Consider the following 25109-nt stretch of genomic DNA (forward strand, 5'->3'; position numbering starts at 1 on the left):
TTTAATCGATTTTTAACGCTTCATAATATACATCGCGGACATTCTTTGCCGAGTTTTTCCACTGCAGGCTGTCCACTTCCTTTTTTCCATGTTTCATAAACATATTCCACATACCAGGATAATTTAGCAGCCCGTAGATGGCGTCGGCCATGGCGTGCACATCCCAATAATCGGTCTTTACTGCGTATTTCAGAATTTCGGCAACTCCCGACTGGTTGGAGATAATGACCGGAACATTGGTCTGCATGGCTTCCAACGGAACAATTCCAAAAGGCTCGGAGACCGAGGGCATCACAAACACATCACTCATGCGAAACATATCAAAAACATCATCGCCTTTCAAAAAGCCGGTGAAGTGAAAATAGTCGGATATCTTCAGTTCGGCAGCTCGTTTCACCATGCCATTCATCATATCGCCGCTACCAGCCATCACAAAACGAACATTTTTCATCCGCTTGAGCACCAGGTTCGCGGCTTCAACAAAGTACTCGGGTCCTTTCTGCATGGTTATTCGGCCTAAAAAGGTGACAATTTTTTCTTCCACCCCCTTTTTCAATCGCACTTTTTCTTCCTGGCTGATGGGTTCGACGGCATTGTAAACCGTAGTCACCTTAGCGGGATCGATTCCATATTTTTCAATAACAATCCTCCGGGTCATATTGCTCACCGTGATGATTTTATCGGCTGCAAGCATCCCTCTTTGCTCAATGCCGAAAACTTGCGGATTGACGCTGCCGCCACTCCGGTCAAAATCAGTAGCATGAACATGAATCACCAAGGGCTTTCCGCTGGCTTCCTTCGCTGCAATTCCGGCCGGATAGGCCAACCAGTCGTGGGCATGAATCAGGTCAAACTCCTGATCTCGGGCTATGACTTCGGCTACCAACGAATATTTGTAAATTTCATGCAACAAGTCTTTTCCATACGTGCCGCTAAATTCGAGGCGCCCATCCTCATCGGTTTCTACAAAGCGGGTTTTTTGAGAATACTTTTTACTACTCAGTTTCCAAAACTCCTCTGGATCCATATAGGGCACCATCCCCGATTCAACTTCATAATAGTCAATTTTCTTTTGAAGGTCGCGAAAATGAATTTTTTTTCGGGTGATAGGCACTTCGTTGGCCCCCAATAGTCTCATGCTTGATTGATCCTCGTCACCATGAGCTTTAGGAACAACAAAGATCACTTCAACATCCTTGTATTCAGCCAAGCCCCTTGTTAAACCGTAACAAGCTGTCCCTAATCCCCCAGATATATGTGGAGGGAACTCCCAACCAAACATTAAAACTTTCATATGTATTCTATTTTAAAAAATTATTCTACAAATTTGACTGCCAACTTATTACATCGGATCAAAGCAGCGACACTCCATGCCTGCGAGATCGCTCCTTTGCCCTGGTGTGGGGGATTTCCGTTGTAGTTCTCAGGAATGGTACCGATACAATGTTCAGTCATTTCCTCTTCAAATCCTTCTATTATATTTTTAACAAACGGCAGCCCCCCTCTTTTATGAATCTTCAAATAACCATCGACAAAAAACATTAATAGCCAAGGCCAAACGGTTCCCTGGTGAAGTGTTTTGTCCCGTTCGGAAATACTTCCTGCACAAATGCCTTCATAATCGGCACTTCGGGGAGACAATGTCCTCAATCCTCTCGGAGTCAGGAGTTGTTGTTTTGCGGTACTGAGTATCTGTTTCTGCTTTTCCCGGTCAAGCGGACTGTAATCCAAGGCGGCAGCGATAACCATATTGGGTCTGACAGACCAGTCCTTGGCTCCATTTTTAACACTATCAGCTAAATAGCCGTGTTCTTCGCACCAAAATTCATTGATAAACGAATCAGCAATTTGCTTGGGCAAGGCTTCCCATTGCTTGGTGAACTCCTTATCTTGGACAGCTTCAGCCAGCTCCAGTGCAAAACAGATAGCGTTGTACCAAAGGGCATTCACTTCAACAGGCATTCCAGCCCGTTGAACAACTGGCTTGCCATTCACATACGAATCCATCCAGGTCAGCGCCAGGTTTTCGGATTCGCCTTCAATCAGGCTTCGCTCATTCATTTTTATATTGAAGCTCGTCCCCTCACGGTACGCGTTCAATATTTGCTTCATAACACCCCCGTACTTTTCCCATATGTGTTTACTGTTTTTTGCTTCATTCGTGTATTGCTGCAAGGCCCAGAAAAACCAAAGCGGTGTGTCTATATTGTTGTAAGCTGGTTGTCGTATTCCGTTAACATTGGGGAAGAGGCCATCTTTCAACTGCTTCAACTGGGTATCAACCACCGCTTCAAACAAATCGGGTTCATCCTGATCGAGCGTAAGAGCAGGCAGCGCAACAAATGTTTGCCGTGGCACGAACCCATACCAGGGAAAACCTGCAATGAGATCATGCGATCCCCCTTTCTCTACAAAGAATTGCCGCCCGGCATTCATCAGGTAACTCATAAATGTATCACGCGGTGGTCGTTTATTGAGCTCTCGTGTGAACTTTGCTTTTAACGCATTGGGACCTGCTTCGTTGATCGAAGCTGAAAACACGATACTTTCACCTTTTTTTATCGGCAACTCAAAGTACCCCGGAACAAACAAATCTTCCCGATAATCATAGCCCCTGTTTTTCTCTTTCAGGTATTCGATATTGTTGTACCAATCAGGCACGGCAATAAATTCGACTGGTTTAGAAAACTGCATGTGCAAAAACGGATAGCCTTCATACAGTTTCATTTTTATTCCATTGGATACTTTCTTGTATTTCGTATTGGCATACAGGTTTGCTTTACTCAAGCCATGCACACTTCTAAAAGCCAAAAACGGCTTAAAGCGCAAAACGGTAGGCGAATTGGCTTCTATCAGCGTGTAGCGGGTGAGCACCTGCTGTTCATTCTCAACCAATATGCGCTCCTTAGTCAGCACAACTCCCCCGACACGAAAGGTTGTCGTTGGAATCCGATCAACTTCAAAATCGCGAATGTACTTATGTCCTTTGGGTTCATAAAAATCACCTTCGTATTTATGGATCCCTAAATTAAATTGGGCTCCATGCTGAATGACCGTCTCGTCAAAAGAGGACAGCAACACATGTTTGTCGCCATCCAGTTCATCGAGCTGGCAGACTAACAAACCATGATACTTTCGGGTATTGCATCCGGAAATCGTGGTACTAATGTATGAACCTGCCCGGTTTGACCGGAGAACTTCCCGTGAAAGGGAGTATTCCAGATTAACTAAACGACTTTTATCAAATTTTAAGTAGCTCATAGTTCCAGACGTTGGGCTTAATCAAATTAGTAAATTAAATTTATAAACAACAGGTGATCAGATCGGGATGGCAATTCTGTACAAATGTACGGAAAGAAATCCGTTCATATTTTGCTTCCTTGCTGATAACCATTCAATTCAAGTTCAAAGTGTTTCTTTTCATTTCCTAAATTAAGAAAAGGAAAAGTTTTCAATAAATTATTGATCTCTTTTAAGTTGTATAACAGAAAATTCTCATACGCTTTGGACGTTTTTTGATAAGGACGATGCTCCATTGCCTTAACAATTTTCAGTACCTGACCAGTCAACCTCAGACTTTCTTCTGCAATCATTTTCGAGCTGAACTTCTGCCAAATATGGTCAACGGCTTGCTCACTAATGTGCAACATGTCAGGCGCATAAAAACGATAGTCGCGTAGTTCGTCCATCACAATTTCGTACGATGGAAAGTAGGCGCATTGCTCTTCGCCGAAGCCTGTAATCAACCGATCAACAGCCAGCAATAAGCTTGCTTTGCTCAGCTGATTCTCAACGGCACCATCTTTCCAATGACGTATTGGGCTGACCGTGAAGAGGATCTTTAACTTTGGGTTAAATCTCCAAAGCGCCAAAATTAGCTCCCGGTACTCTTCCACAATCTCGCCAGGTGTCAACCGAAGACGTTTAAACTCAGTAGCCGGCAGCTTGTGACAGTTTGAAACGATTTGCCCGGTTCTTTTCAATTCGAAAATCCAGGCCGTACCCAGCGATAGGATTAAAAACTCGCTTTCCTTTAAATGCTTTGCCGAACGACTCAACTGCTCATTGATTCCGTCCAATGTCTGCTGCTGGTTGGTCGATGAAAACCGACTGTGATGGTCGAAGCTGTGCCAAACGCCATCGTGTTCAACTAAATCAGCCTGAGTATACGTTTTTCCATCCATGAGCAAACGCAGGCTTTTGGCAATCGACTGTGGATTATACAAAGTCCCAAAGGGGTTCAAATCAACCTGAAACTTTAGCTGCAGCATCCGCTGACCAATATTTTCGGCAAAGCACGAACCAACCAGCATCAATTTTGACTGATGGTCGATCTTCCACCCCAAATCCTTTATGCTTACTGCTGTATAGTATTGATTCATTTATCTTACGCGTTTAAAAGCTTCCTTTTTCAGAACGATCGCAGTTCGGGCCGGCAAGTACAGATGCAGGTAGTGCTGACTAGTTAAACCAGCTGATGGCCTTGTATAGTAGGTCATACGCTTATCAATCCGCTCTTGTCCCCCAAAGCGTTCCTCATCAGTATTAAAAAGAATTTTGAACTTGGAAGGTTCAATCGGAATCCCATAATCTGTAAATGATTGTGTCGGATTGAAATTAAACACCACCAGGAATTGGCCCCGCTGATAACTCAGCACCTTATCGCCGTTATTGTCGTAGCGCCAAATTACTTCGGGGCTTTCCAGCAAACCGACCTGCCGAATCCACTGCATCATTTGCTGGTCGAAATCCGATAATAAGTGGTACCGTAACTCCTTGTTGTCGGCCAAGCTCCAAATACGCCGGGCATGTTTGTACGACCAATTATTTCCCAGTCGCGGAAAGTCGATCCACTCGGGGTGTCCAAATTCATTGCCCATAAAGTTGAGATACGCGCCGCCAGCACAGGTTACCGTAGCCAGCCGGATCATTTTGTGCAACGCCATTCCCCGTTCAACCAGCAGGTTAGGCTGGTCTTTGCGCATGCTAAAGTACATTTCCTTATCAATCAGCCTGAATATAATTGTTTTGTCACCCACCAGCGCCTGATCATGCGATTCGGCATAGCTCACCACTTTTTCATCCAGCCGCTTCGAGGTCAGTTCATGAAATATCTGTCCCATATCCCAGTTATCGTCCGGAATCTCCTTAATCAACTTAATCCAGAAATCGGGCACGCCCATGGCCATTCGGTAATCAAAACCATATCCTCCCTCGTCAATTGGAGTGGCCAGTCCAGGCATACCACTCACCTCTTCGGCAATGGAGATGGCATTGGGATCCACTTCGTGGATGAGTTTGTTGGCCAGGCAGAAATAGCTGACAGCTTCCTGATCCACACCGTCATCGTAATAATCGGCATATTTCGTAAACGCTTTCCCTAATCCATGATCGAAGTAAAGCATACTGGTCACGCCGTCGAAACGATAACCATCAAACTTAAAATCTTCCAGCCAATAGCGGATATTAGATAGCAAAAAATGCAACACTTCGTTCTTTCCATAATTGAAGCAATAAGAATCCCAGGCTGGATGCTCTCCTTTTGGACCCGAATGAAAAAACTGATACCGGGTGCCGTCGTAATTTCCCAGTCCCTCAACTTCGTTCTTCACTGCATGAGAATGAACCAAGTCGATAATGACCGCGAGTCCCATCCCATGAGCCTCATCAATGAGCTGCTTCAATTCTTCGGGTGTTCCAAAACGCGATGAAGGCGCAAAAAAGCTCGACACATGATATCCGAAACTTCCGTAGTAGGGATGTTCCGGAATAGCCATAAGCTGCACCGTGTTGTAGCCGGCCGCCTTGATGCGCGGCAAAATCTGCTCCCGAAATTCATTATAGGTATGCACCCGCTCTTCTTCGCCGGCCATTCCAATATGACTTTCGTAGATCAGCGGCGCTTCTTCGGCCCGTCTATAGTTTGGGTGCTTCCATTCAAAGTCTTTCTCCTGAATCCACACCTGCGCATTGAAAAGCTTGCTCTCTTGATCCTGAACCACGCGCTTGCACCAGGCTGGAATTCGTTTACCACTGCCGCCACTCCAATGCATAGAAAAGGCATAGAGCTGTCCGTGCTCGAGTTTATCTTCGGGCAGAAACAATTCCCAGCGCCCGTCGCCAATCGACTGCAGGAGATAGTCTTCCCGTTCCTGCCAGTCGTTAAACTCGCCAATCATATAGATTTGGGTTGCGTTGGGTGCCCAATCGCGAATGACCCAACCTTTGCTGATTTTGTGCAAGCCAAACCAATGATGTCCACTTGCGAAATCTTTTAACGAGCCTTGTTGTGTAAGTTCCAGCTCTTTCGCTTTGGCTTGATTTATTCGATCGATAATAATCGGTGCATGAGGTTCCAGATACCGATCGTTTTGTACTAATTGTGGTAATTCCATAGGTGAATGCTTTCCCTAAAGATATGAAAATGCCCGATAGAATGCCACCAATTCCGGTTTAAATCAACAATAATTCACACCACATCACATTTGACAAAAATTAACCAAAACATATTATTGAACAGCTGTTGAAATTTCGTCAAAAACTTTATTCCGCTTATCTTATCATGCACAACCTGAAATTAAATTGAGATGAAAAAACTATTCAAAGTCATTCTCTATTTCCTTCTGATCGTCTTGGGAATTATTCTGATAGCCACCCTCGTTTTTAATGCTTACTACGCCACATTAAACAAGCGGGCAAAAAAGGAGCTTCAGGAAGTACCGCGATTAATCGTTGGCGAACTCCAGTTTAGGGATCTAAACAAAAACGGTAAGCTGGACCCTTACGAAGATCGCCGCCAACCTGTCGATGTTCGGGTTGAAGATGTCCTTTCGCGAATGACTTTGGACGAAAAAGTCGGGTTGATGTGGCAGCCACCCATTGGCGTTGGCGACCAAGGAGAGCTTCAGAGTAAACCCGGAATACTAAGCTCAGTTTCCACCTATGATGCCATCATTCATAAAAAGCTCAACCACTTCAATCTGTTTACTGTTCCGGCAACCAAAGCCCTGGCCAACTGGTCGAACAACTTGCAGCAACTGGCAGAACAAACACGCTTGGGTATTCCGGTCAGCATCAGCACCGACCCCCGGCACGGGATTTCCAACTTTATTGGAATGGGCTTACTTGGCGGCAATTGGTCCCGCTGGCCTGAACCCATTGGATTGGCTGCCATCGGCGACTCGTCGTTGGTGGTTGAGTTTGGACAAATCGCCCGACAAGAGTACCGTGCGGTGGGTATCCACACAGCGCTTCATCCGATGGCCGATTTGGCAACCGACCCGCGTTGGGCCCGAATCAACGGGACTTTTGGCGAAGATGCCAAGCTCTCGGCAAGACTGACCGCAGCGTATATCCATGGATTTCAGGGCGACAAGCTTGATACAAACAGTGTGGCCTGTATGACCAAACACTGGCCCGGCGGAGGCCCGCAAGAAAAAGGTGAAGATGCTCATTTTCATTATGGGAAAAACCAGGTTTACCCGGGCAATAATTTCGCCTACCACCTCATTCCTTTTGAAGCCGCCCTTAAAGCCAATACTGCGATGATAATGCCTTATTATGGAATTGCTGTTGACCAGACCAGCGAAAATGTCGGCATGAGCTTCAACAAGGAAATCATTACCAAATTGCTGCGCGAAGAATATGGCTACGACGGCGTTGTTTGCTCCGACTGGGGCATTATTGAAGGTTTCTCGTTTCTAGGCTACGAACTGGTGGAAGCTAAAAACTGGGGCGTTGAAAAACTGACGGTTGACGAACGAATTGCCAAAGTGATTGATGCCGGGGTGGATCAGCTGGGCGGAAACATGCACACCCGGCAGCTGCTTCGGCTTGTTCGGAAAGGAGTGGTTTCGGAGGATCGAATCAACCAATCGGCTCGACGCTTGCTACGGGTGAAATTTGAACTGGGTTTGTTTGATAATCCTTTTGTCGACCCGGAGCAGGCTGTTGAAATTGTCAATCAAAAGAAATTCCAGAAGAAGGGAAAACTGGCCCAGCGAAAATCAATCGTACTGCTAAAAAATCAGTTGAATGGAGGAGGCGGAAAAGTCCTTCCATTGACGAAAGGAATAAAAATCTATACCGAAAACATTAATCCCGAATTAGCGTCAAACTATGCCACTGTGGTCAATCAACCCGAGGAGGCCGACTTCGCCATACTCCGGCTCAACACGCCGTTTGAGGAACGAACTGATGATTTTATCGAGCGGATGTTTCACCAAGGCGATTTAAATTTTCCGGAGGCTGAACTTTCGCGACTGCTCAACATCATGCGAAAAAAACCAACCATCATTTGCATGTACCTGGACCGTCCGGCTGTGATTCCCGAAATCAGCAAGCAAAGCAGCGGGCTGCTGGCTGATTTTGGCGCTGAAGATGACGCGGTGCTGGATGTTATTTTTGGAGACTTTAAGCCACATGCCAAACTTCCCTTCGAACTTCCTTCGTCTATGGAAGCTGTAGAAGCCCAGAAAGAAGATATGCCCTACGATTCGAAAGACCCCTTGTATCCATTTGGATTTGGCCTGACTTACGGCGAATAGGTGAACCAACTCGCCTCCACTTTTCTCCGGTGCTCATGTACAAACGTACCCGTCAAACTGCCGGCGGGGGTTCGTAATCAAACAATCATGGCTCCACTCCATGCCGGCGAAGTCTTTTTTAAATAATCAAAGCTCCACTTCTCGCTGGGGAAGCCATCATTAATTAATGACGACTCTGGCTTATTACTTTAGCTCATCAATGTCTGACCCATCCTGACCGTCTCTTTTCAAGCTACGCTTTGCGCACAGCTACTGAGGCCGTTTGGCTTTAACCAACGGATCAGGGAAGCGATACAGATAACGGCTTGCCGCATCAGTGAATGGGGCTAAAGACCCGAAAAACAGCACAGGATGCGGTGCGCTGGATTAATCCAACGGCAATACAAGAGCTTGTGCTCAATTCACCGATCGATGAGGCGGGATACTTGAGCCTACCAATAACTCGGGGTGACCTGTTTCCAAATCACCCCGGCTCTATTTTCTACCAATACCTGAATGAATTCAGGCTGTTCTATGTTCAAACCAGGTCGAAGCGATCGAGATTCATGACTTTGTTCCAGGCCGCCACAAAGTCGCGCACAAACTTTTCCTGAGAGTCGCTGGATCCATATACTTCAGCCAAAGCACGAAGCTCTGAATTCGACCCAAAAATGAGGTCAGCACGGGTACCCATCCACTTTTTCTCGCCAGTTGCACGATCGCTGCCCTCAAAGAGCTCTTCTTCCTCCGACGTTGCTTTCCAGGTTGTTCTCAAATCAAGCAGGTTCATAAAAAAGTCGTTGGTGAGCGCCTCCGGACGTTGGGTGAACACGCCGTGTTGTGACTGATCGTAGTTGGTATTCAGCACCCGCATCCCGCCAAGGAGAACCGTCATTTCGGGAGGCGTAAGGGTCAGCAATTGCGCCCGGTCAACCAATAACTCTTCAGCCGAGGCGCTTATATTGTCGCGCTTCTTCAGGTAATTGCGGAACCCGTCTGCATTCGGCTCCAATGGAGCAAACGCTTCAACATCGGTTTTTTCTTGCGAAGCATCGGTTCGTCCAGGAGTGAAAGGCACGGTGAGCTCAAAACCGGTATTCTCTGCTGCCTGCTCAACTCCCGCACAACCGCCAAGAACAATCAAATCGGCCAACGAAACCCGCTTACTGCCCGATTGAGCACCGTTAAACGCTTTTTGAACGGCCTCCAATTTCTCCAGCACCTGAGCCAGTTGAGCCGGATTGTTGACTTCCCAATTTTTCTGAGGAGCCAAACGAATCCGTGCACCATTCGCACCACCACGCTTATCCGAGCCACGGAAGGTGGAAGCGGAAGCCCAAGCCGTCGTGACCAATTGGGATACAGACAAGCCCGACTCGAGAATCTGATTTTTCAGGGAAGTGATATCCTGTTCATCAATCATGTCGTGATCAACAGCTGGCACCGGATCTTGCCAGATCAGCTCTTCCTGAGGAACCTCCGGCCCCAAATAACGGGCAATCGGTCCCATATCGCGATGGGTTAATTTAAACCATGCACGGGCAAAGGCGTCGGCAAACTCATCCGGATGTTCATAAAAATGTCGTGATATTTTTTCGTAGGCCGGATCAACCCGTAAAGCCACGTCGGTAGTTAGCATAAATGGAGCATGACGTTTCTCCGGGTTGTGTGCATCGGGAATGCTGTTGGCACCAGCTTGTCCTCTGGGTTTCCACTGGTGTGCTCCGGCGGGACTCTTGGTCAGCTCCCACTCGTAATCAAAAAGGTTTTCAAAGAAGTTGTTGCTCCACTTCGTTGGCGTTTTTGTCCAGGCGCCCTCCAAACCGCTGGTAATGGTATGTTCTCCATGCCCAGTGCCGAACGTATTTTTCCATCCAAGGCCTTGTTCTTCCATGCTTGCACCAGCAGGCTCCGGCCCTACATATTTGAGCGGATCAGCCGCACCGTGTGTTTTACCAAAAGTGTGTCCTCCGGCAATCAGCGCAACGGTTTCATAATCATTCATCGCCATACGGCCGAAAGTCTCGCGAATGTCTTTTGCTGCAGCCAGCGGATCAGGATTGCCATTCGGGCCTTCCGGGTTCACGTAAATCAGTCCCATATGAGTGGCGCCAAGCGGGTTTTCAAGCTGATCGCCGGCTAGTCGTTCCTTGTTTCCCAACCATTCGCCCTCAGACCCCCAATAGATATCCTCTTCGGGTTCCCAAATATCTTCGCGTCCACCCCCAAAACCAAATGTCTTTAACCCCATCGACTCCAACGCGCAATTCCCGGCCAGGATCATGAGATCCGCCCAGGAAATCTGCTTGCCATATTTCTGCTTGACCGGCCAGAGCAATAGGCGCGCCTTGTCCAGATTGGCATTGTCGGGCCAACTGTTGAGCGGCGCAAAACGCTGCGAGCCGGATCCCCCACCTCCCCGACCATCGGCAATACGGTAGGTTCCTGCGCTGTGCCATGCCATTCGAATAAAGAATGGCCCGTAGTGCCCATAATCGGCCGGCCACCAGTCCTGAGAATCGGTCATCAGATCGAAAAGATCTTTCTTGACAGCAGCCAGATCGAGTTTCTTAAACTCTCTGGCATAATTGAAATCCTCGCCCATTGGGTTGGACATAGAGGAGTGCTGACGAAGGATGCTCAAATTCAACTGATTTGGCCACCAATCGCGGTTTGATCTGCCACTGCCAGCCGTCTTTTTCACTGCTCCTCCCATAAATGGGCATCTGCTTGATTCATTAACATCCCAAACCTTGCCATCTCCCGGAGTACTTGAATGTGTGTCGTTTTTCATTTTGGATTAATTTTTCTTGTTATGAGTTACAATTTACGAAAATCCCTGCTGCAATTTTTATTCGAAGTTTCTATCTTGACATAGAGAAAACCTATGACTCAAAATTCAGTTCCGACTAGGATCATTGGCTTATTCCTGCCTCTCGGTGACAGACACCGGAGACTCAGCCAGTCGAGAAATCGGTTAAGTCTCAAACTTCAAAAACATGGAAATCAAGGAATTGTTTAATCAACTGGCCTGTCGGACAACAGCAAACCTGATGGGATAGTTTTAGCGAAGGTCTCCAAAAAGGGAGTTGCCAACTGTAGTCAAATCACGGTTGCCACTTGACATCCAATGAAACCTTCGAAGAAAATGTGTGGCAAGCAAGCTGATCGCAGTCCACAGCGCGCACCAACAAAGAAAGCCGCTCCGGGAATATCTCCCAAAACGGCTTTCGTCATATCAACCTTAAACTCTATTTTATCATAGATGGATTACTTCATCGTAGGCCGCTGCTGCAGCTTCCATAATCGCTTCACTCATGGTTGGGTGAGGGTGAATGGATTTGATCAGTTCGTGCCCGGTAATTTCCAACTTTTTAGCTACCACCAGTTCGGCAATCATCTCGGTCACGTTTCCTCCAATCATGTGGGCTCCGAGCAGCTCTCCGTATTTGGCATCGAAAATCAGCTTCACAAAACCATCTTTCTGCCCGGCAGCACTTGCTTTACCACTAGCTGAATACGGGAACTTTCCGACTTTAATATCGTAACCGGCTTCCTTGGCTTTCTTCTCTGTCAGACCTACCGACGATACTTCGGGGCTGGTATAGGTACACCCCGGAATGTTGCCGTAGTCAACCGGATCAGGATTTTTGCCGGCAATCTTCTCCACACAAGTAATTCCTTCGGCAGACGCCACGTGTGCCAATGCCGGACCATGAACGATATCTCCAATGGCGTAAACTCCTTCCACATTAGTCCGGTAAAAATCATCGACCTTAATTTTACCGTTTTCCAGTTCCACGCCCAGCTCTTCCAACCCAATATTTTCAATATTGGGCGCAATCCCAACAGCCGACAAAACGATTTCTGCTTCGATGGTTTCTTCACCTTTTTTGGTTTTCACCACCACCTTGCATAACTTGCCTTTCGTATCAACCGACTCAACCGACGCGTTGGTCATTACTTTCATTTTATCTTTTTTGAAGGAGCGCTCCAGGGTTTTGGCTACTTCCTCGTCTTCGTTGGGAACCAACGTTGGCATATATTCCACCAAAGTCACTTCTGTACCGATGGCATGATAGAAGTTGGCAAACTCACTGCCAATAGCACCCGATCCAACCACCACCATCGACTTGGGTTGCTTGTCGAGAGTCATGGCTTCACGGTATCCAATAATTTTCTTTCCATCCTGCTCCAGGTTCGGTAATTGACGCGAACGCGCTCCGGTGGCTATAATAATATGCTTGGCAGTAACCGTTGTTTTCTTGCCTTTTTCATCTTCAACCTCAACCGTTCCTTTGGATTTCAATCGCCCATAACCGTTGATAACTTCAATCTTATTCTTTTTAAAAAGAAACTGAACCCCCTTGCTCATTCCTCCTGCCACTTCGCGACTACGTTTAACCATGGCCTGGAAGTCGGCCTTTACTTCACCCGAAATACTGACGCCATAATCGGCAGCATGCTTGGCGTAGTCAAAAGCCTGCATGCTCTTCAGCAATGACTTAGTTGGGATACATCCCCAGTTGAGACACACGCCACCAATATTTTCTTTTTCAACAACTCCTACCTTAAAACCTAATTGGGAAGCCCGGATTGCAGCGACATAACCGCCAGGACCACTTCCTATAACTAATACATCGTAACTCATAATGATTGATTAACTGAATTTGATTGATCGCTTTAAAAAACAGTTTAAGTTGCAAAAAGTTTTCCAAAGTAGCGAATACCAGCCAGCACATTTACAAGCCGAGGCCCAAAGACAAAGCCGGCCCCAAAGGGAACCGGCTTTGTCTTTATGATTGTCCGCTTGCGTACGTATTTGTTCTGTCGCGGCTGTCAATTATTATCATTCATCGTCATTTTATTGTCACTAATCGTATCAAAACAACTTAATGACCACCCAACGACAATTGAATGACTTTTTAATGTTAATGACATTTGGAAATCTTACGGATATTCATTTTTTCTTTTTTTGGCCTGCAGCTCGTCATTCAATGGAGCGATGAAGGACACATCGTATCGATTGCCTTGTTAATTCAATAGCTCAGCTAATTTATCATGCAATTCCTGTCCGCGCAGGTTTTTAGCAATGATGACTCCTTGCGGGTCGAGCAGCACAGAATGAGGGATGGAATTCACCCCATACATTTGGGCCACTTCGTTTTGCCAGTACTTCAAATCAGATACCTGAGTCCATGCCAACTGATCGTCTTCAATCGCCTTCAGCCAGGCCGCTTTATCGCGATCAAGTGAAATACCAAGGATGTCGAAGCCTTTATCTTTAAAACTATTGTAAGCGCTGACAATATTTGGATTTTCCTGACGGCAGGGGCCACACCAGGCCGCCCAGAAGTCGAGCAACAGATATTTCCCCTGAAATGAAGCCAGGCTAACGGGGTTGCCTTCTGGGTCATTCATAGTAAATTCAGGAGCCTTGGTGCCAATGGCAGTCCTTCCTTTTTGCTCTACAAACTCTTTTAACTGCCGGGTGTACACCGATGAGTCGAGCTCCGCCGGAAACAAATCAACCAGCTCTTTCAATTCTGAGTACTCCAATTGCTGGGCCAGCTGCGTGAGTGTAATAAATGGAGCAACAATGGAATTGCTGTGTTCTTTCACAAAGTTTTTAGCGTAAACCTGCATGTTTTGGTTGGTCGCTTCCGCATCAATGCGAATCCGATCCATTTCATCCTGGTTCCCGGAAGCTGCTGCCGCTGAGTACTGTTGCTGATATTCGTTAACCTTCTCATTCATCAGCTGCACTTCGTCCAGATACTCATTAAACGTATCGGTCAAAGGCGAACCTGTCACTTTGGTGCTACGCAAGCTGTCCTTGTTCGCCAGTACCTCTATTTTGGTGTTTTCAAGGAAGAACTGGGCAAAATACTCGCGGTCGCCCAGGCGCAAGTAATGCAGTTCAGGAACCGTGATGCTTCCTTCAAATTTGAACTTCCCTTCGACCAAGTCGGTTGTGTCGGTAGTCACTGCCTGGCCATTTTCGGCTTTCACCAAATAGACAATGGCCGAATCAAGCCCGGCAACCGTGCCGCTAACCTGATACTTTGCTGAATTGCTTTGGCAGCCAGCAATGAAAAGCAACACAAGAACAAATAAACCTAAATTTCTCATTTGTTAGTTTTTTTTGATTGATAATAGTTTTCCAATAATTCGCGAGCAGCGACAAATGAACTCATCTCCTGCTCAAGTACCTTCTGTTCAAAGGCTGCCGTTATATCTTTTAAGTCGTTATTCTGGTAAAAATCAGACTTTAAGCGGTCGTTAATTGTTTCATACATCCAGTACCTCGATTGCTCATTTCGTCGGTGCTGAAAATAACCATTTTTTTTCACTAATTCGACGTACTCCTCAATGGTGCCCCAAATTTTGTCGATGCCAATATGATGAAAGGCGGAACAAGTCAGCACTTTAGGCGTCCATCCCGAATCGGTTGGTGGAAACAGGTGCAAAGCATTGAGGTACTGCACACGGGCCATCTCCGCTTTTTCAATGTTATTGCCATCAGCTTTATTGATGGTGATGGCATCAGCCATTTCCATAATGCCGCGCTTGATGCCTTGCAGCTCATCGCCGGCACCAGCCAGCATGAGCAACAAAAAGAAATCGACCATCGAATGAACCATTGTTTCGCTTTGGCCCACACCAACAGTTTCAATAAAGATGGTATCAAAGCCTGCGGCTTCACAAAGCACAATGGTTTCGCGGGTCTTTCGGGCCACCCCCCCCAACGAGCCTGCTGAGGGCGAAGGTCGGATGTAGGCATTTGCGTCGGAGGATAATTCTTCCATGCGGGTTTTATCACCCAGAATACTTCCCCTGGAGCGCTCGCTGCTGGGATCGATCGCCAATACCGCCAGCTTTCCGCCGCGTCGGGTAATAAACTTACCCATCGATTCGATAAACGTACTTTTGCCTACTCCTGGCACGCCGGTAATGCCAATACGCAACGACTTTCCGCTGTAAGGCAGGCATCGGGTGATGATTTCACTGGCAATCTCCTGGTGTTCCTTTTTCGAACTTTCAACCAAGGTTACAGCCTGGCTAAGCGTACTAATATTGCCGGCTAAAACACCCTCCACATAGGCGTCGGCTGTCATCGTTTTCTTGCGCTTATGTTTCAGAAAACGCCGGATCGAATCCTCATTAAACGTCTCTGGCTTATCGATCCCCTTATTGACATTCAGCCCTTTACATTGGCCATCATTTTCGATATGATGGTAATCGTGATCTGCTATCATGTAAAAAAATTTATACGAAGGTAAAACATACCTGAACAACAAAAAAATAAGCCGCTCCAAAAATATGAAGCGGCTTTCAATTCTTATCGTTTTGTTGTTATCCGGCGACGTTAATGTTCGTTGAGACCCTTAAAATGGTCGTGGGGTTTTTAGGATCATTGGTAATTACGGTGATTGATTTGTTTTGGCGTCCGCGTTTTCCCTTGGAATCAAATTTGACTTTTAGCGGAACCACTTCATTCTGAGAAATAATTTTTTTCTCCGGCGTTACCGCCGTACAGCCACACGATGTTTTCACATTGCGAATAATCAGGTCGCGTTTCCCTTCATTTTTAATGGTGAAGGTATATTCTACCGCATCGCCTTGGTTGATATCACCAAAATCGTGGGCTTTTTCATTAAAAGAAACAACGGGTGCATTAGCCAGTTCTTCGGCTGACAGCGCAGAAAAATCTTCTTCAATCGTGGCCGATACTCCGATAGAATTACGGTAGTTTGACTCGCCATTGATATTCAAATAAATCCGGTGCATCATAAAGCCGTAGGTATTCAACTGCTTGGCATCGTAGGTCACAACAATCTTTCCTTTGCCTTTGGTAGGAACCGTTTCAGGAACCGCTTTTGCTGTTAAGTGCGATGGAGGGGTTTTAAACTCAATTTTCACAGGCTGATCGGTATCGTTGACCACTTCCAGCTCCTCGGTTTTTACTTCGCTTTCATTAATCTTGACAAATGAAAGCTGGTTGGTTTTTGCGCGCAGCGGCCCAATTTCGCGGGGATACTGCTCGGCCAATGTTTTCTCACGCTGCTCAACGGCTCCTTTAATTCTTAAAACCACCGTTGCGTTTTCAGCATTCGACGAAACAGTTACCGTTTTATTGAATGGGCCCGGCCGATTACGCGGGTCATAACTCACCTTTATAAACCCTTCACGTCCCGGAGCTACAGGCTCTTTCGTCCATTGCGGAGTAGTGCAACCGCAGGATGCCCGAACATTGTTCAGGATCAATGGGGATGCACCATTATTTACAAACTTGAAACTGTAAGTTTGCGGGCCAGCTTCTTCTTTAAAGGAACCAAAGTCATGCTCCAGTGTTTCAAAATCAATTTTAGCTTGTACCGTTTGTCCTATCCCAGCCGTAGCAAAGGAAAAGGAAAACAAGACTAAAAGAAAGAGAATATTTTTCATAACCGATAATTTAGAATAAGGTATTAAATTCACGATCAAAGATAACAATCCCGAATGAATTTACGATACGGCAACAAATCTATAAAAGCTTCTATCTCATCGCTGTTAATACATCACTAACTTTTGTTAATGAACTGTTAATGGATGGATCTTTTTCAAAAGAATACGTAGTTTCGTGGTTGTCAATTGCGTAAGCGAAAAAGAATGGGAAGAAACACGATAAGATATGTCATTATATTGGCTACATTCTCGGTTTTGGGCATTATTCTGATTCAATTTTTCTTTCTTCGAAATACGGTTAATTTAAACGAAAGGAAGTTTCATGAATCAACTACCCAGGCCTTAAATGTTGTGGCTCACAAGCTGGTTTCGTACAATCAAAAAGTAAAAGGAAAGGAACCGAAAGTGGATCTGCCCAATGCGGTAGATCAAATTTCGAACAACTATTATGTGGTAAATGTAAACGAAGATATTCACCCGGGCTTACTCGAACATTTTTTAATTGAGGAGTTCAAAAACCACAACCTGAAAGTTGATTTTGAGTTCGCCATTTACGATTGCGAAAACGAAAAGATGGTATACGGAAAACACCTGATGGAGACGAATGACAGCCTCACCAGCACGCTCTTGGTGAGCAAGCAGTCGGATGAATGCGATGCAGAGGATGCGCTGTTCGAACAACACTATAAAACACAGACTGCAAAAAAGGAATGCGGCCTGCCCACCTGTGAAAAGTACACCTATTATTTTGGCGTATCTTTTCCAAACCGTTCCAAGTATTACAGCAGCCAGGTGCACGCATGGTATGTAGTCAATGGTTTTTTGCTGATTGTCATTTTGTTTTTCGGCTATACCTTGTTCGTCATCTTCAAGCAACGGCGGCTCAGCGAAATCCAGAAAAATTTTATCAACAACCTCACGCACGAGTTTCGGACTCCAATCGCCTCAATCGATCTCTCGTCCAAGGTGATTGCCGACCCGCGTATTTTAGATCATCCCAACCGGCTGCGGGAATACTCCAACATTATTAGCGAACAAACCCAGCGCCTATCAGCCCAGGTAGATAAGGTTCTGCTGATGGCCAGCATCGAAAAACAACGGCTAAAGCTCGACCTGACCATGATTGAGTTAAACCTGTTTGTGCGAAAGAGCATTGCCGATTTTAAAACCAGTCAGAACGGGCACCAATACGCGATTAACTTTACCAGCGAGGTAGAAGAATGGCGAATCCAGGCCGACGCACTGCATTTCTCCAATGTCATTTTCAATATTCTAGATAATGCCATAAAATATTGCGACGAAGCACCACAAATTGATGTTGAATTGAGTGAGACCAAAAAGCACATTCAACTCAAATTTGCTGATAATGGCATTGGCATTCCCAAGGAATACCGCAAGAAAATATTTGGTCGCTTTTACCGGATTCCAACCGGCGATATTCACAATGTAAAGGGATTTGGCTTGGGGCTCGATTACGTCAGGAAGATTGTTGAAAGGCATCATTGGGAAATTGAAGTTTCTGATAATTCGCCAAAAGGAAGTATATTTACGATTACAATCCCAAAATAAGGTCACGGACCTATTTATTATTTTCCGTGTTGTCTCTACCATGAATTGTTAAAGACTCGAAACACGACAATAAATAACTCACAGCAGTTAACTATGGAACTAAGCGGTAAAAAAATTCTTTTGGTTGAAGACGACAAAACCCTCAACTTCATCATCCGTGATAATTTAGAAGAAGCAGGCTACGACGTAAAAGCAGCGGGCGACGGGCAGGAAGGCTACGAGATCTTCGATAAAAATCCGTTCGATCTGTGCCTGCTTGACGTGATGCTCCCCAAATTGGACGGTTTTTCGCTGGCCAAAAAAATCCGGGAAAAAGACCAGTCTATTCCCATTCTGTTTTTAACGGCTAAAGCCATGACCGAAGATAAAATCAAAGGCTTTACCATTGGCGGGGACGACTACATTACCAAGCCATTCAGTATGGAAGAGTTACTGCTTCGTATCAAAGTGTTTTTGAAACGAAGCCATACCGATGAGCTCGAATCGGATGAGGTGAATAGCTGCAAAGTGGGCCATTTCGACTTTCTTTTTGACAACCTGACCCTACAGCATGGTGATGAGAAACGCACCCTCACCTATAAGGAAGCCGAGTTATTACGATATTTTTGCGAACACTCCAATGCCGTATTGAGCCGCTCAGATATTCTGAAAAACGTGTGGGGATCGGACGATTATTACCTGGGCCGAAGCCTCGATGTATTTATTTCGCGCCTGCGCAAATACCTGAAAAGCGACCCCGATATCAAAATCATTAACCTGCACGGCATCGGCTTCCGGTTTAATGCACCCGTTGAGAAAAGGTGACCCAACAAGAATCTTTTAACCTCTTTGTGTTATATGCCGAATTAAATGCCGAAATAGTCAATGCAATTATCAAAAATCCTACGATTCCTGCTGTCGGTGTTTTAACCTCAGAATCCGGTTGAATCCTTATTAATTTATTGTATAAAATAAATGGAAGACCTGTAAGAAAAGCAGCGATCAACTTTGAATAAGGTTTGGGCTATTTTGTCTCCCCCGGATAAATCAGTGGTTTACTGATGCTGTCTCTGCCTTCCCATTGGATGACTCTGGGGCGGGTGATTGATCGCCCTTATGATGCCAAATCATTTCGGGCTTACTGATGGAGCTCATCATCTTTCTTCCGCTGACGGTGTGGACCACACCAGTCAGTAACCCGGCTCTTTAGGGCCGGGCCGTTGCAACGAAGCAAGCTGGGCTTTAGCTCTATATTTTCACGGCGGGCTGCTTCAAAAAGCAGTCGGGATTACAACTGAGACTGGGCGAGTAAGGATTTCATAAGCCCGAGTAGGATTCTGGGCCTTTCAAGTAGGGTCTGAAAGCAGCCGAGTAAAGTTTCTTGTTCTTCGAGTAGGGTTTTTAGCTGTCCGAGTACTACTCGACCAGCATTTTTGCTTACTCGGACTGAATGTCGGTTTACTCGCACTCGTTTTTGGTTAATCGCATTTGGCTGAGCCTTTATCCGCTCTGCGATATACGCTGCCCGGAGCCAAACAAGCCCATCAGACGAGAGGTTTGTTGTACTCGGATCAATTTTTTCCGGCTCGACCGCGTAGTCTGTTTTCATGCGGCTCGCCAGTACTCCACGTTTGAGCGAATCGGTCATGAGCGGTGGGGAAGGTGAACAAGCTCAGATAACTTAAAATATAAATCCCCACCAACAAGGCAGGGATTTATCTCTCATCAAAATTATTGCATTTTACATCAACTCATATTCATCGCCAAACGAAACGCCCATCTTCCTGGCTTTCAGGATCAGGGAGTTATCAGCTTCAACCAGGCTCAGCTTACCGCCAACTTCCACCAAGGGAACAGTGGTTAACGTGTTGGCTCTCATAGCCACCATGGTTCCAAAGTTGCCTTCGGCAATGCATTGCGCGGCAAACGAGCCGTAGCGGGTGGCTAAAATGCGGTCCATCGGGCTTGGGCTTCCACCTCGCTGAACGTAGCCCAAAACCGTTTCCCTGGTTTCAATGCCGGTATAGGTACTAATGGCCTCTCCCACATGTGCGGCGGCCGAAACTTTCTTCGGATGTTCAATACCTTCGGCTACTACCACAATCGAATAGGGCTTATTGCTTTGGTAACGCTGCTCGATCTTTTTGCACACCGAGCGGATGTTATAGGGGACTTCGGGAATCAGAATAATGTCGCCACCACCGGCCATTCCGGCATACAGGGCAATCCACCCTGCGTGATGCCCCATGACTTCAATAATCATGACCCGCTGGTGCGAGTTAGCCGTGGTATGCAGGCGGTCGATGGCTTCGGTGGCTATTTGAACGGCCGAATCGAAGCCGAACGTCACATCGGTTCCCCACACGTCATTATCGATGGTTTTTGGAATACCCACTACGTTAAGCCCTTCTTCATGCAAGCGGCTGGCGGTTTTCATGGTTCCGTTGCCACCAATACAAACCAGCGCGTCCAATCCCAGCTCCTGGTAGTTTTGCTTGATCAATTCGGGTTTGTCATTTTCCCCGTCTTTGACCACTTTATAAGGTTTTTCCCTTGAAGTTCCCAGGATGGTTCCTCCCAAGGTTAAAATCCCGGAAAGATGCGACTCTTTCAGCTCAACATAATCCTTTTCAATCAGCCCCGAAAATCCGGCAGTAAACCCGACAACTTCCATCCCGTAATCGACAATAGCGGTTTTACCAACTCCCCTAATGGCTGCATTCAGTCCGGGACAATCGCCCCCGGCAGTTAAAATCCCAATTCGCTTTGGTTTTTGACTATTCATATGATTAAATTGTTTGTTTTCTATTGAATCATATGGAACTCACACTTTAATCATTTTCTTTTGCGTTGATCAAACATGCTCGTTTCATACAATCAAATTTTTGAAATTGCCACGCAAGTGTGACGGTTAAAATTTCATTCTAAATTACTAAAAGAAATTCGCTTTTGACAGAAAAAATTCGATTCATACGGAGCTTGTCTGTCCACGTTCGGCCTCAATGGCATGAAGGCTTTAATCAATTTTCGATCATTTGTTTACTAATCAGCAGACAAAACCAGTCTGTCGATTGTCCGTCTTGAAACAACCCGAATCAATTTTTTATCGGACTGCCCCGTGCTTGCAGCAATCCGATACTGGAAATCCACAAGTTTTTTATTAATTTCGTACCATTATTTCGAATTCATTTTAATTTAAATCGATAACCTAAAATTTAATTACCTATGAGACGAGTTTATTTGCTACTGTGTGCCTCGGTTTTGCTTTCTGCAACTGCCTGCAATTCTGGCACTAAAAAAGCCGAAGAGGCTACCGATGAGAAGTCAGCCCAGGTTGAAGAGCCCGCTGCCGACAATACCCTAACAGCCGCCGAAAAAGAAGCGGGCTGGGTGCTTCTTTTTAATGGAGAAACACCCGAAGGCTGGCGTGGAGTGAACAAAGACCATTTCCCAACGGGATGGCAAGTTGTTGACGGAACTTTGATGTGTAAAGGTTCGGGCGAAGGGGAAGCTGGCGCAGAAGATGGTGGTGACATCTTGTACGACCAAAAGTTTAAAAACTTCCAGCTAAAGCTCGAGTGGAAGATTTCAGAAGGCGGAAACTCCGGTATTTTCTACCTGGGCGAGGAAGTTGAAGACTGGCCAATCTACAAAACTGCTCCTGAAATGCAAATCCTCGACAACGAGCGTCACCCGGACGCCATGCTCGGGAAAGATGGCAACCGCATGGCCGGATCGTTGTACGACCTGATTCCTGCCAAGCCACAAAACGCAAAACCTGCCGGCGAATGGAACAGTGTCGAAATCATTTGCTACCAGGGAACAGTTGTCCACAAGCAAAATGGCGAAGTGGTTGTCGAATACCACTTATGGACTGACGACTGGAACGCGCTGGTGGCTGACAGTAAATTCCCGGGCCTGAATGAAGACTGGGCCAATGTACCCAAGGAAGGTTACATCGCCCTGCAAGACCACGGAAATGATGTTTGGTTCAAAAACATCAAGATCAAAGAAATGTAACATTCATTTTTAATGAGATAATTAAAGGGTTGCTGTTGCAGCCCTTTTTTGTTTTTCATACTTTCATCACAAAGTTTTATTTTAGCTATTAAGACCTGAGACCTATGCCTGACAAAAACATCACTCATGTTCCGTTTGAAATAATGAAGCAACGCTTTTACGAAGTGCTGATTCAGTTGAAGTTTCCCAAAGAAAAAGCGAAAACATGTGCCGCTATTTTTGCCGGCAACAGTCTGGATGGCATTTATTCACACGGCGTCAATCGTTTTCCGCGCTTTGTTGATTACGCCAAAAAAGGATACATCAATCCGCGGGCAAATCCAAAAAGAACCGCACAAATTGGTGCTATTGAACAATGGGACGGCCAATTGGCTCCCGGACCAAGCAATGCGGTGCAGGCTACGGGGCGCGCCATGGAATTGGGCAGCGAAAACGGACTGGGGCTAGTTGCCCTGGCCAACACCAACCACTGGATGCGCGGCGGAGCCTATGGCTGGCAGTGCGCCCAGGAAGGCTTCGCGTTTATTGGCTGGACCAATACCATTGCCAACTTACCGGCGTGGGGCGCCAAAACATGTAAGCTCGGAAACAACCCCCTGGTGTTTGCTATTCCCTACCAGGATGAAGCGATTGTGTTGGACATGGCCCTGTCGCAATTTTCGTACGGAAAAATGGAAGATCTGCAAAAGAAGGGCGAAGAACTTCCCCTGCCCGGTGGATTTGACTTGCACAATCAATTTAGTACCAAGCCTGCCGAAATACTTGAATCGGGACGCCCATTGCCGGTTGGCTACTGGAAAGGCGCCGGCCTCTCGCTGCTGCTTGATTTACTGGCGACCTTGCTCTCGGCAGGACTATCCACCTCAGCACTTAGCCGGCAAAACAAAGCGGAATATGGCGTGTCGCAGGTTTTTATTGCCATTGATTTAAAACAGCTTGATAATTTTCCGGCGATGGAGCAGACAATCCAGGCTGTACTTGATGATTTCCAGTCGGCTGAAAAAGTGAGCCCGGAAAGCTCGTTACGCTATCCGGGCCAACGCGTTTTGATTACCCGCGGAATAAACAGAATTAAAGGAATCCCGGTTGACACTGACCTTTGGCAACAAATTCAAAACCTTTAAAAGGAAGAAAGACTCTTCATTGTGACCAATCGCATCAAGTATTTTACTGATCCGTCTTAATTGCTTTAAACAACTCAATGACTATTCAATGACAAAGAATGACCACTAATGACTCTTTCACAACCCCCGACAGATTCGGTGTTTTGCTGTTATTCGTATTGCTGAATAATAGTACCTGCCATGCGAAGCAAGGCCGTGTGGGTATCAATGAAATTATAAACCGCTTGCAGTTCCTGTAAAGCCGCATTTAGGTATATCAACTGCACGTCGCGAAAGTTGAAAGAATTGATGGATCCGTTTTCAAACTTTTCCTTGGCAATCTGAAAATTCAGGCGGGCAGCTTGCAGATTTTCGTTGGCTACGCTCAACAACTCTTTCCTCACCAGGTAAAACTCGTATAAGTTTTCCAGCTTATTATCCAGGTCATGCTGCATTTGCTCCAGGGCAACCAATCCGCTTTCTTCTTCAAGCTTGGCAATCTGAAGCGCTCTTTTGCGGTTTCCCCCGCTAAACAGGTTATAGCTCAAAGTGAAGTTGCCATACATATTGTTCAGATTGGTCCAGGATATTCCACTATTTTCATAATCGTTGCCGGTACGTGTGTGTGTTGCTCCACCGGAAAATGACAGGGTTGGGTAATAGGAACTTTTAGCGGCCATAATGGCATTTTCCAATAAATTTTGACTGATGTACTGATTCTTCAGACTTTTATTGTTGGCAATCATCTGGCTGTTCAAATCAGCCAGGCTATAGTCGATAGGAATGGCTTCAAACGTATCGTTCAACTCGTAAGCTGTATTGCTTTTGTCGGCCATGAGAAAAGCCAGGTCACGCAAAGCGTTTTTGTGGGCCACTTCCTGAGCCAGATAACTGGTTTTATCGGTCAGGTAGGCATTCTGGGCCTGTAACACATCGAAGGTCACCGCTGACCCAAAGTCCTTCCGTTGCTCGGCCCTGCTAAAGCGGTCTTCGGAAAGCAACATCACTTCTTTCAGCACGTTAAGACGTTCCTTCTCGAGCAATGCCGAATAATAAGCTAAAATCACCGACTGGATCGTTCCTTCAACCATGATGGCCGTATTCTGCTTCGAAAGCTCTTCCAGCTCGGCAAAGCGTTGTTTGCTAATATTTACGGCAAAACCATCAAACAGCGTCCAGTTCAGATTTAGCCCTCCCGAATACCGGTTTTGGATGAAGTCTTCGGTTGCGTTGTCGTTTAACGCATAGTCGGCGCCAAGCGCAACGCCAATATACGGATAGCGTCCAGCTTCACCCCAGTTGTTTTTAATCTCAGCAATTCGCTGATCCTGTTTCACCAGCGTGATATCGTAATTATTTTTAAGTGATTTGCTGATTGCTTCCTCCAGACTCAGTGCTGTCTGAGCCTGTGCGGAAAACATTGCAAGTATACAAACCACCGCTATCATTAATCGTTTCATAAAGC

The 25109-nt window shown here is 46.1% G+C and carries 16 protein-coding genes; 5 read left to right on the plus strand and 11 right to left on the minus strand.

Annotated elements, in window-relative coordinates; all coding sequences use genetic code 11:
* Position 1: 1 nt before the first annotated feature.
* The 4 genes from AAC033_RS04925 to AAC033_RS04940 form a co-directional block, all read right to left on the minus strand.
* Complete coding sequence (locus tag AAC033_RS04925) at positions 2-1294, minus strand: glycosyltransferase family 4 protein (RefSeq protein WP_339736011.1); 1293 nt, start codon at positions 1292-1294, stop codon at positions 2-4.
* A gap of 20 nt (positions 1295-1314) precedes the next feature.
* The gene (locus AAC033_RS04930) at positions 1315-3261 is read right to left on the minus strand and encodes an amylo-alpha-1,6-glucosidase (protein ID WP_339736013.1); all 1947 of its coding nucleotides are present in this window, start codon (positions 3259-3261) and stop codon (positions 1315-1317) included.
* Between the two features lie 104 nt (positions 3262-3365).
* Positions 3366-4382, minus strand: coding sequence for a GSCFA domain-containing protein (locus AAC033_RS04935; RefSeq protein ID WP_339736015.1), 1017 nt, complete (start codon positions 4380-4382; stop codon positions 3366-3368).
* Complete coding sequence (locus tag AAC033_RS04940) at positions 4383-6395, minus strand: alpha amylase C-terminal domain-containing protein (protein ID WP_339736017.1); 2013 nt, start codon at positions 6393-6395, stop codon at positions 4383-4385.
* A 192-nt stretch (positions 6396-6587) separates the two neighbouring features.
* On the opposite strand from AAC033_RS04940, the gene AAC033_RS04945 reads away from it, so the two are divergent.
* Positions 6588-8546 carry a glycoside hydrolase family 3 N-terminal domain-containing protein gene (locus tag AAC033_RS04945; RefSeq protein ID WP_339736020.1) on the plus strand — a complete coding sequence of 653 codons (1959 nt, stop codon included), beginning with the start codon at positions 6588-6590 and terminating at the stop codon, positions 8544-8546.
* Positions 8547-9063: 517 nt separating this feature from the next.
* On the opposite strand, the gene katG is transcribed toward AAC033_RS04945, so the two are convergent.
* From katG to AAC033_RS04970, 5 genes are all read right to left on the minus strand, one after another.
* Positions 9064-11319, minus strand: a complete 2256-nt coding sequence (gene katG, locus AAC033_RS04950; protein ID WP_339736022.1) for a catalase/peroxidase HPI — start codon at positions 11317-11319, stop codon at positions 9064-9066.
* Between the two features lie 465 nt (positions 11320-11784).
* The gene (gene lpdA / locus AAC033_RS04955) at positions 11785-13176 is read right to left on the minus strand and encodes a dihydrolipoyl dehydrogenase (protein ID WP_339736024.1); all 1392 of its coding nucleotides are present in this window, start codon (positions 13174-13176) and stop codon (positions 11785-11787) included.
* Between the two features lie 383 nt (positions 13177-13559).
* Entirely contained in the window at positions 13560-14657 is a 1098-nt protein-coding gene (locus AAC033_RS04960; protein WP_339736026.1) for a TlpA disulfide reductase family protein, read from the minus strand.
* Positions 14654-15784 carry a methylmalonyl Co-A mutase-associated GTPase MeaB gene (meaB, locus tag AAC033_RS04965; RefSeq protein WP_339736028.1) on the minus strand — a complete coding sequence of 377 codons (1131 nt, stop codon included), beginning with the start codon at positions 15782-15784 and terminating at the stop codon, positions 14654-14656. The genes AAC033_RS04960 and meaB overlap by 4 nt, the downstream gene beginning before the upstream one ends.
* A 97-nt stretch (positions 15785-15881) precedes the next feature.
* Entirely contained in the window at positions 15882-16973 is a 1092-nt protein-coding gene (locus AAC033_RS04970) for a DUF1573 domain-containing protein (protein WP_339736030.1), read from the minus strand.
* Positions 16974-17177: 204 nt separating this feature from the next.
* On the opposite strand from AAC033_RS04970, the gene AAC033_RS04975 reads away from it, so the two are divergent.
* Together AAC033_RS04975 and AAC033_RS04980 are read left to right on the plus strand one after the other, a co-directional pair.
* On the plus strand, positions 17178-18542 hold the full coding sequence (locus AAC033_RS04975) for a HAMP domain-containing sensor histidine kinase (RefSeq protein ID WP_339736032.1): 1365 nt from the start codon (positions 17178-17180) through the stop codon (positions 18540-18542).
* 93 nt (positions 18543-18635) lie between these two features.
* Positions 18636-19346, plus strand: coding sequence for a response regulator transcription factor (locus AAC033_RS04980; protein WP_339736034.1), 711 nt, complete (start codon positions 18636-18638; stop codon positions 19344-19346).
* Between the two features lie 916 nt (positions 19347-20262).
* On the opposite strand, the gene AAC033_RS04985 is transcribed toward AAC033_RS04980, so the two are convergent.
* Positions 20263-21306, minus strand: a complete 1044-nt coding sequence (locus AAC033_RS04985; RefSeq protein WP_339736036.1) for an ATP-dependent 6-phosphofructokinase — start codon at positions 21304-21306, stop codon at positions 20263-20265.
* A 440-nt stretch (positions 21307-21746) separates the two neighbouring features.
* On the opposite strand from AAC033_RS04985, the gene AAC033_RS04990 reads away from it, so the two are divergent.
* Complete coding sequence (locus AAC033_RS04990; RefSeq protein WP_339736038.1) at positions 21747-22541, plus strand: DUF1080 domain-containing protein; 795 nt, start codon at positions 21747-21749, stop codon at positions 22539-22541.
* Positions 22542-22645: 104 nt separating this feature from the next.
* The gene (gene yiaK, locus AAC033_RS04995) at positions 22646-23665 is read left to right on the plus strand and encodes a 3-dehydro-L-gulonate 2-dehydrogenase (protein ID WP_339736040.1); all 1020 of its coding nucleotides are present in this window, start codon (positions 22646-22648) and stop codon (positions 23663-23665) included.
* Positions 23666-23814: 149 nt separating this feature from the next.
* Here yiaK and AAC033_RS05000 read toward each other — a convergent pair whose 3' ends face one another.
* Positions 23815-25104, minus strand: a complete 1290-nt coding sequence (locus tag AAC033_RS05000) for a TolC family protein (protein ID WP_339736042.1) — start codon at positions 25102-25104, stop codon at positions 23815-23817.
* Positions 25105-25109: the final 5 nt, after the last annotated feature.

Source organism: uncultured Sunxiuqinia sp. (assembly GCF_963974515.1).
In the GTDB taxonomy this organism is placed as follows: domain Bacteria; phylum Bacteroidota; class Bacteroidia; order Bacteroidales; family Prolixibacteraceae; genus Sunxiuqinia.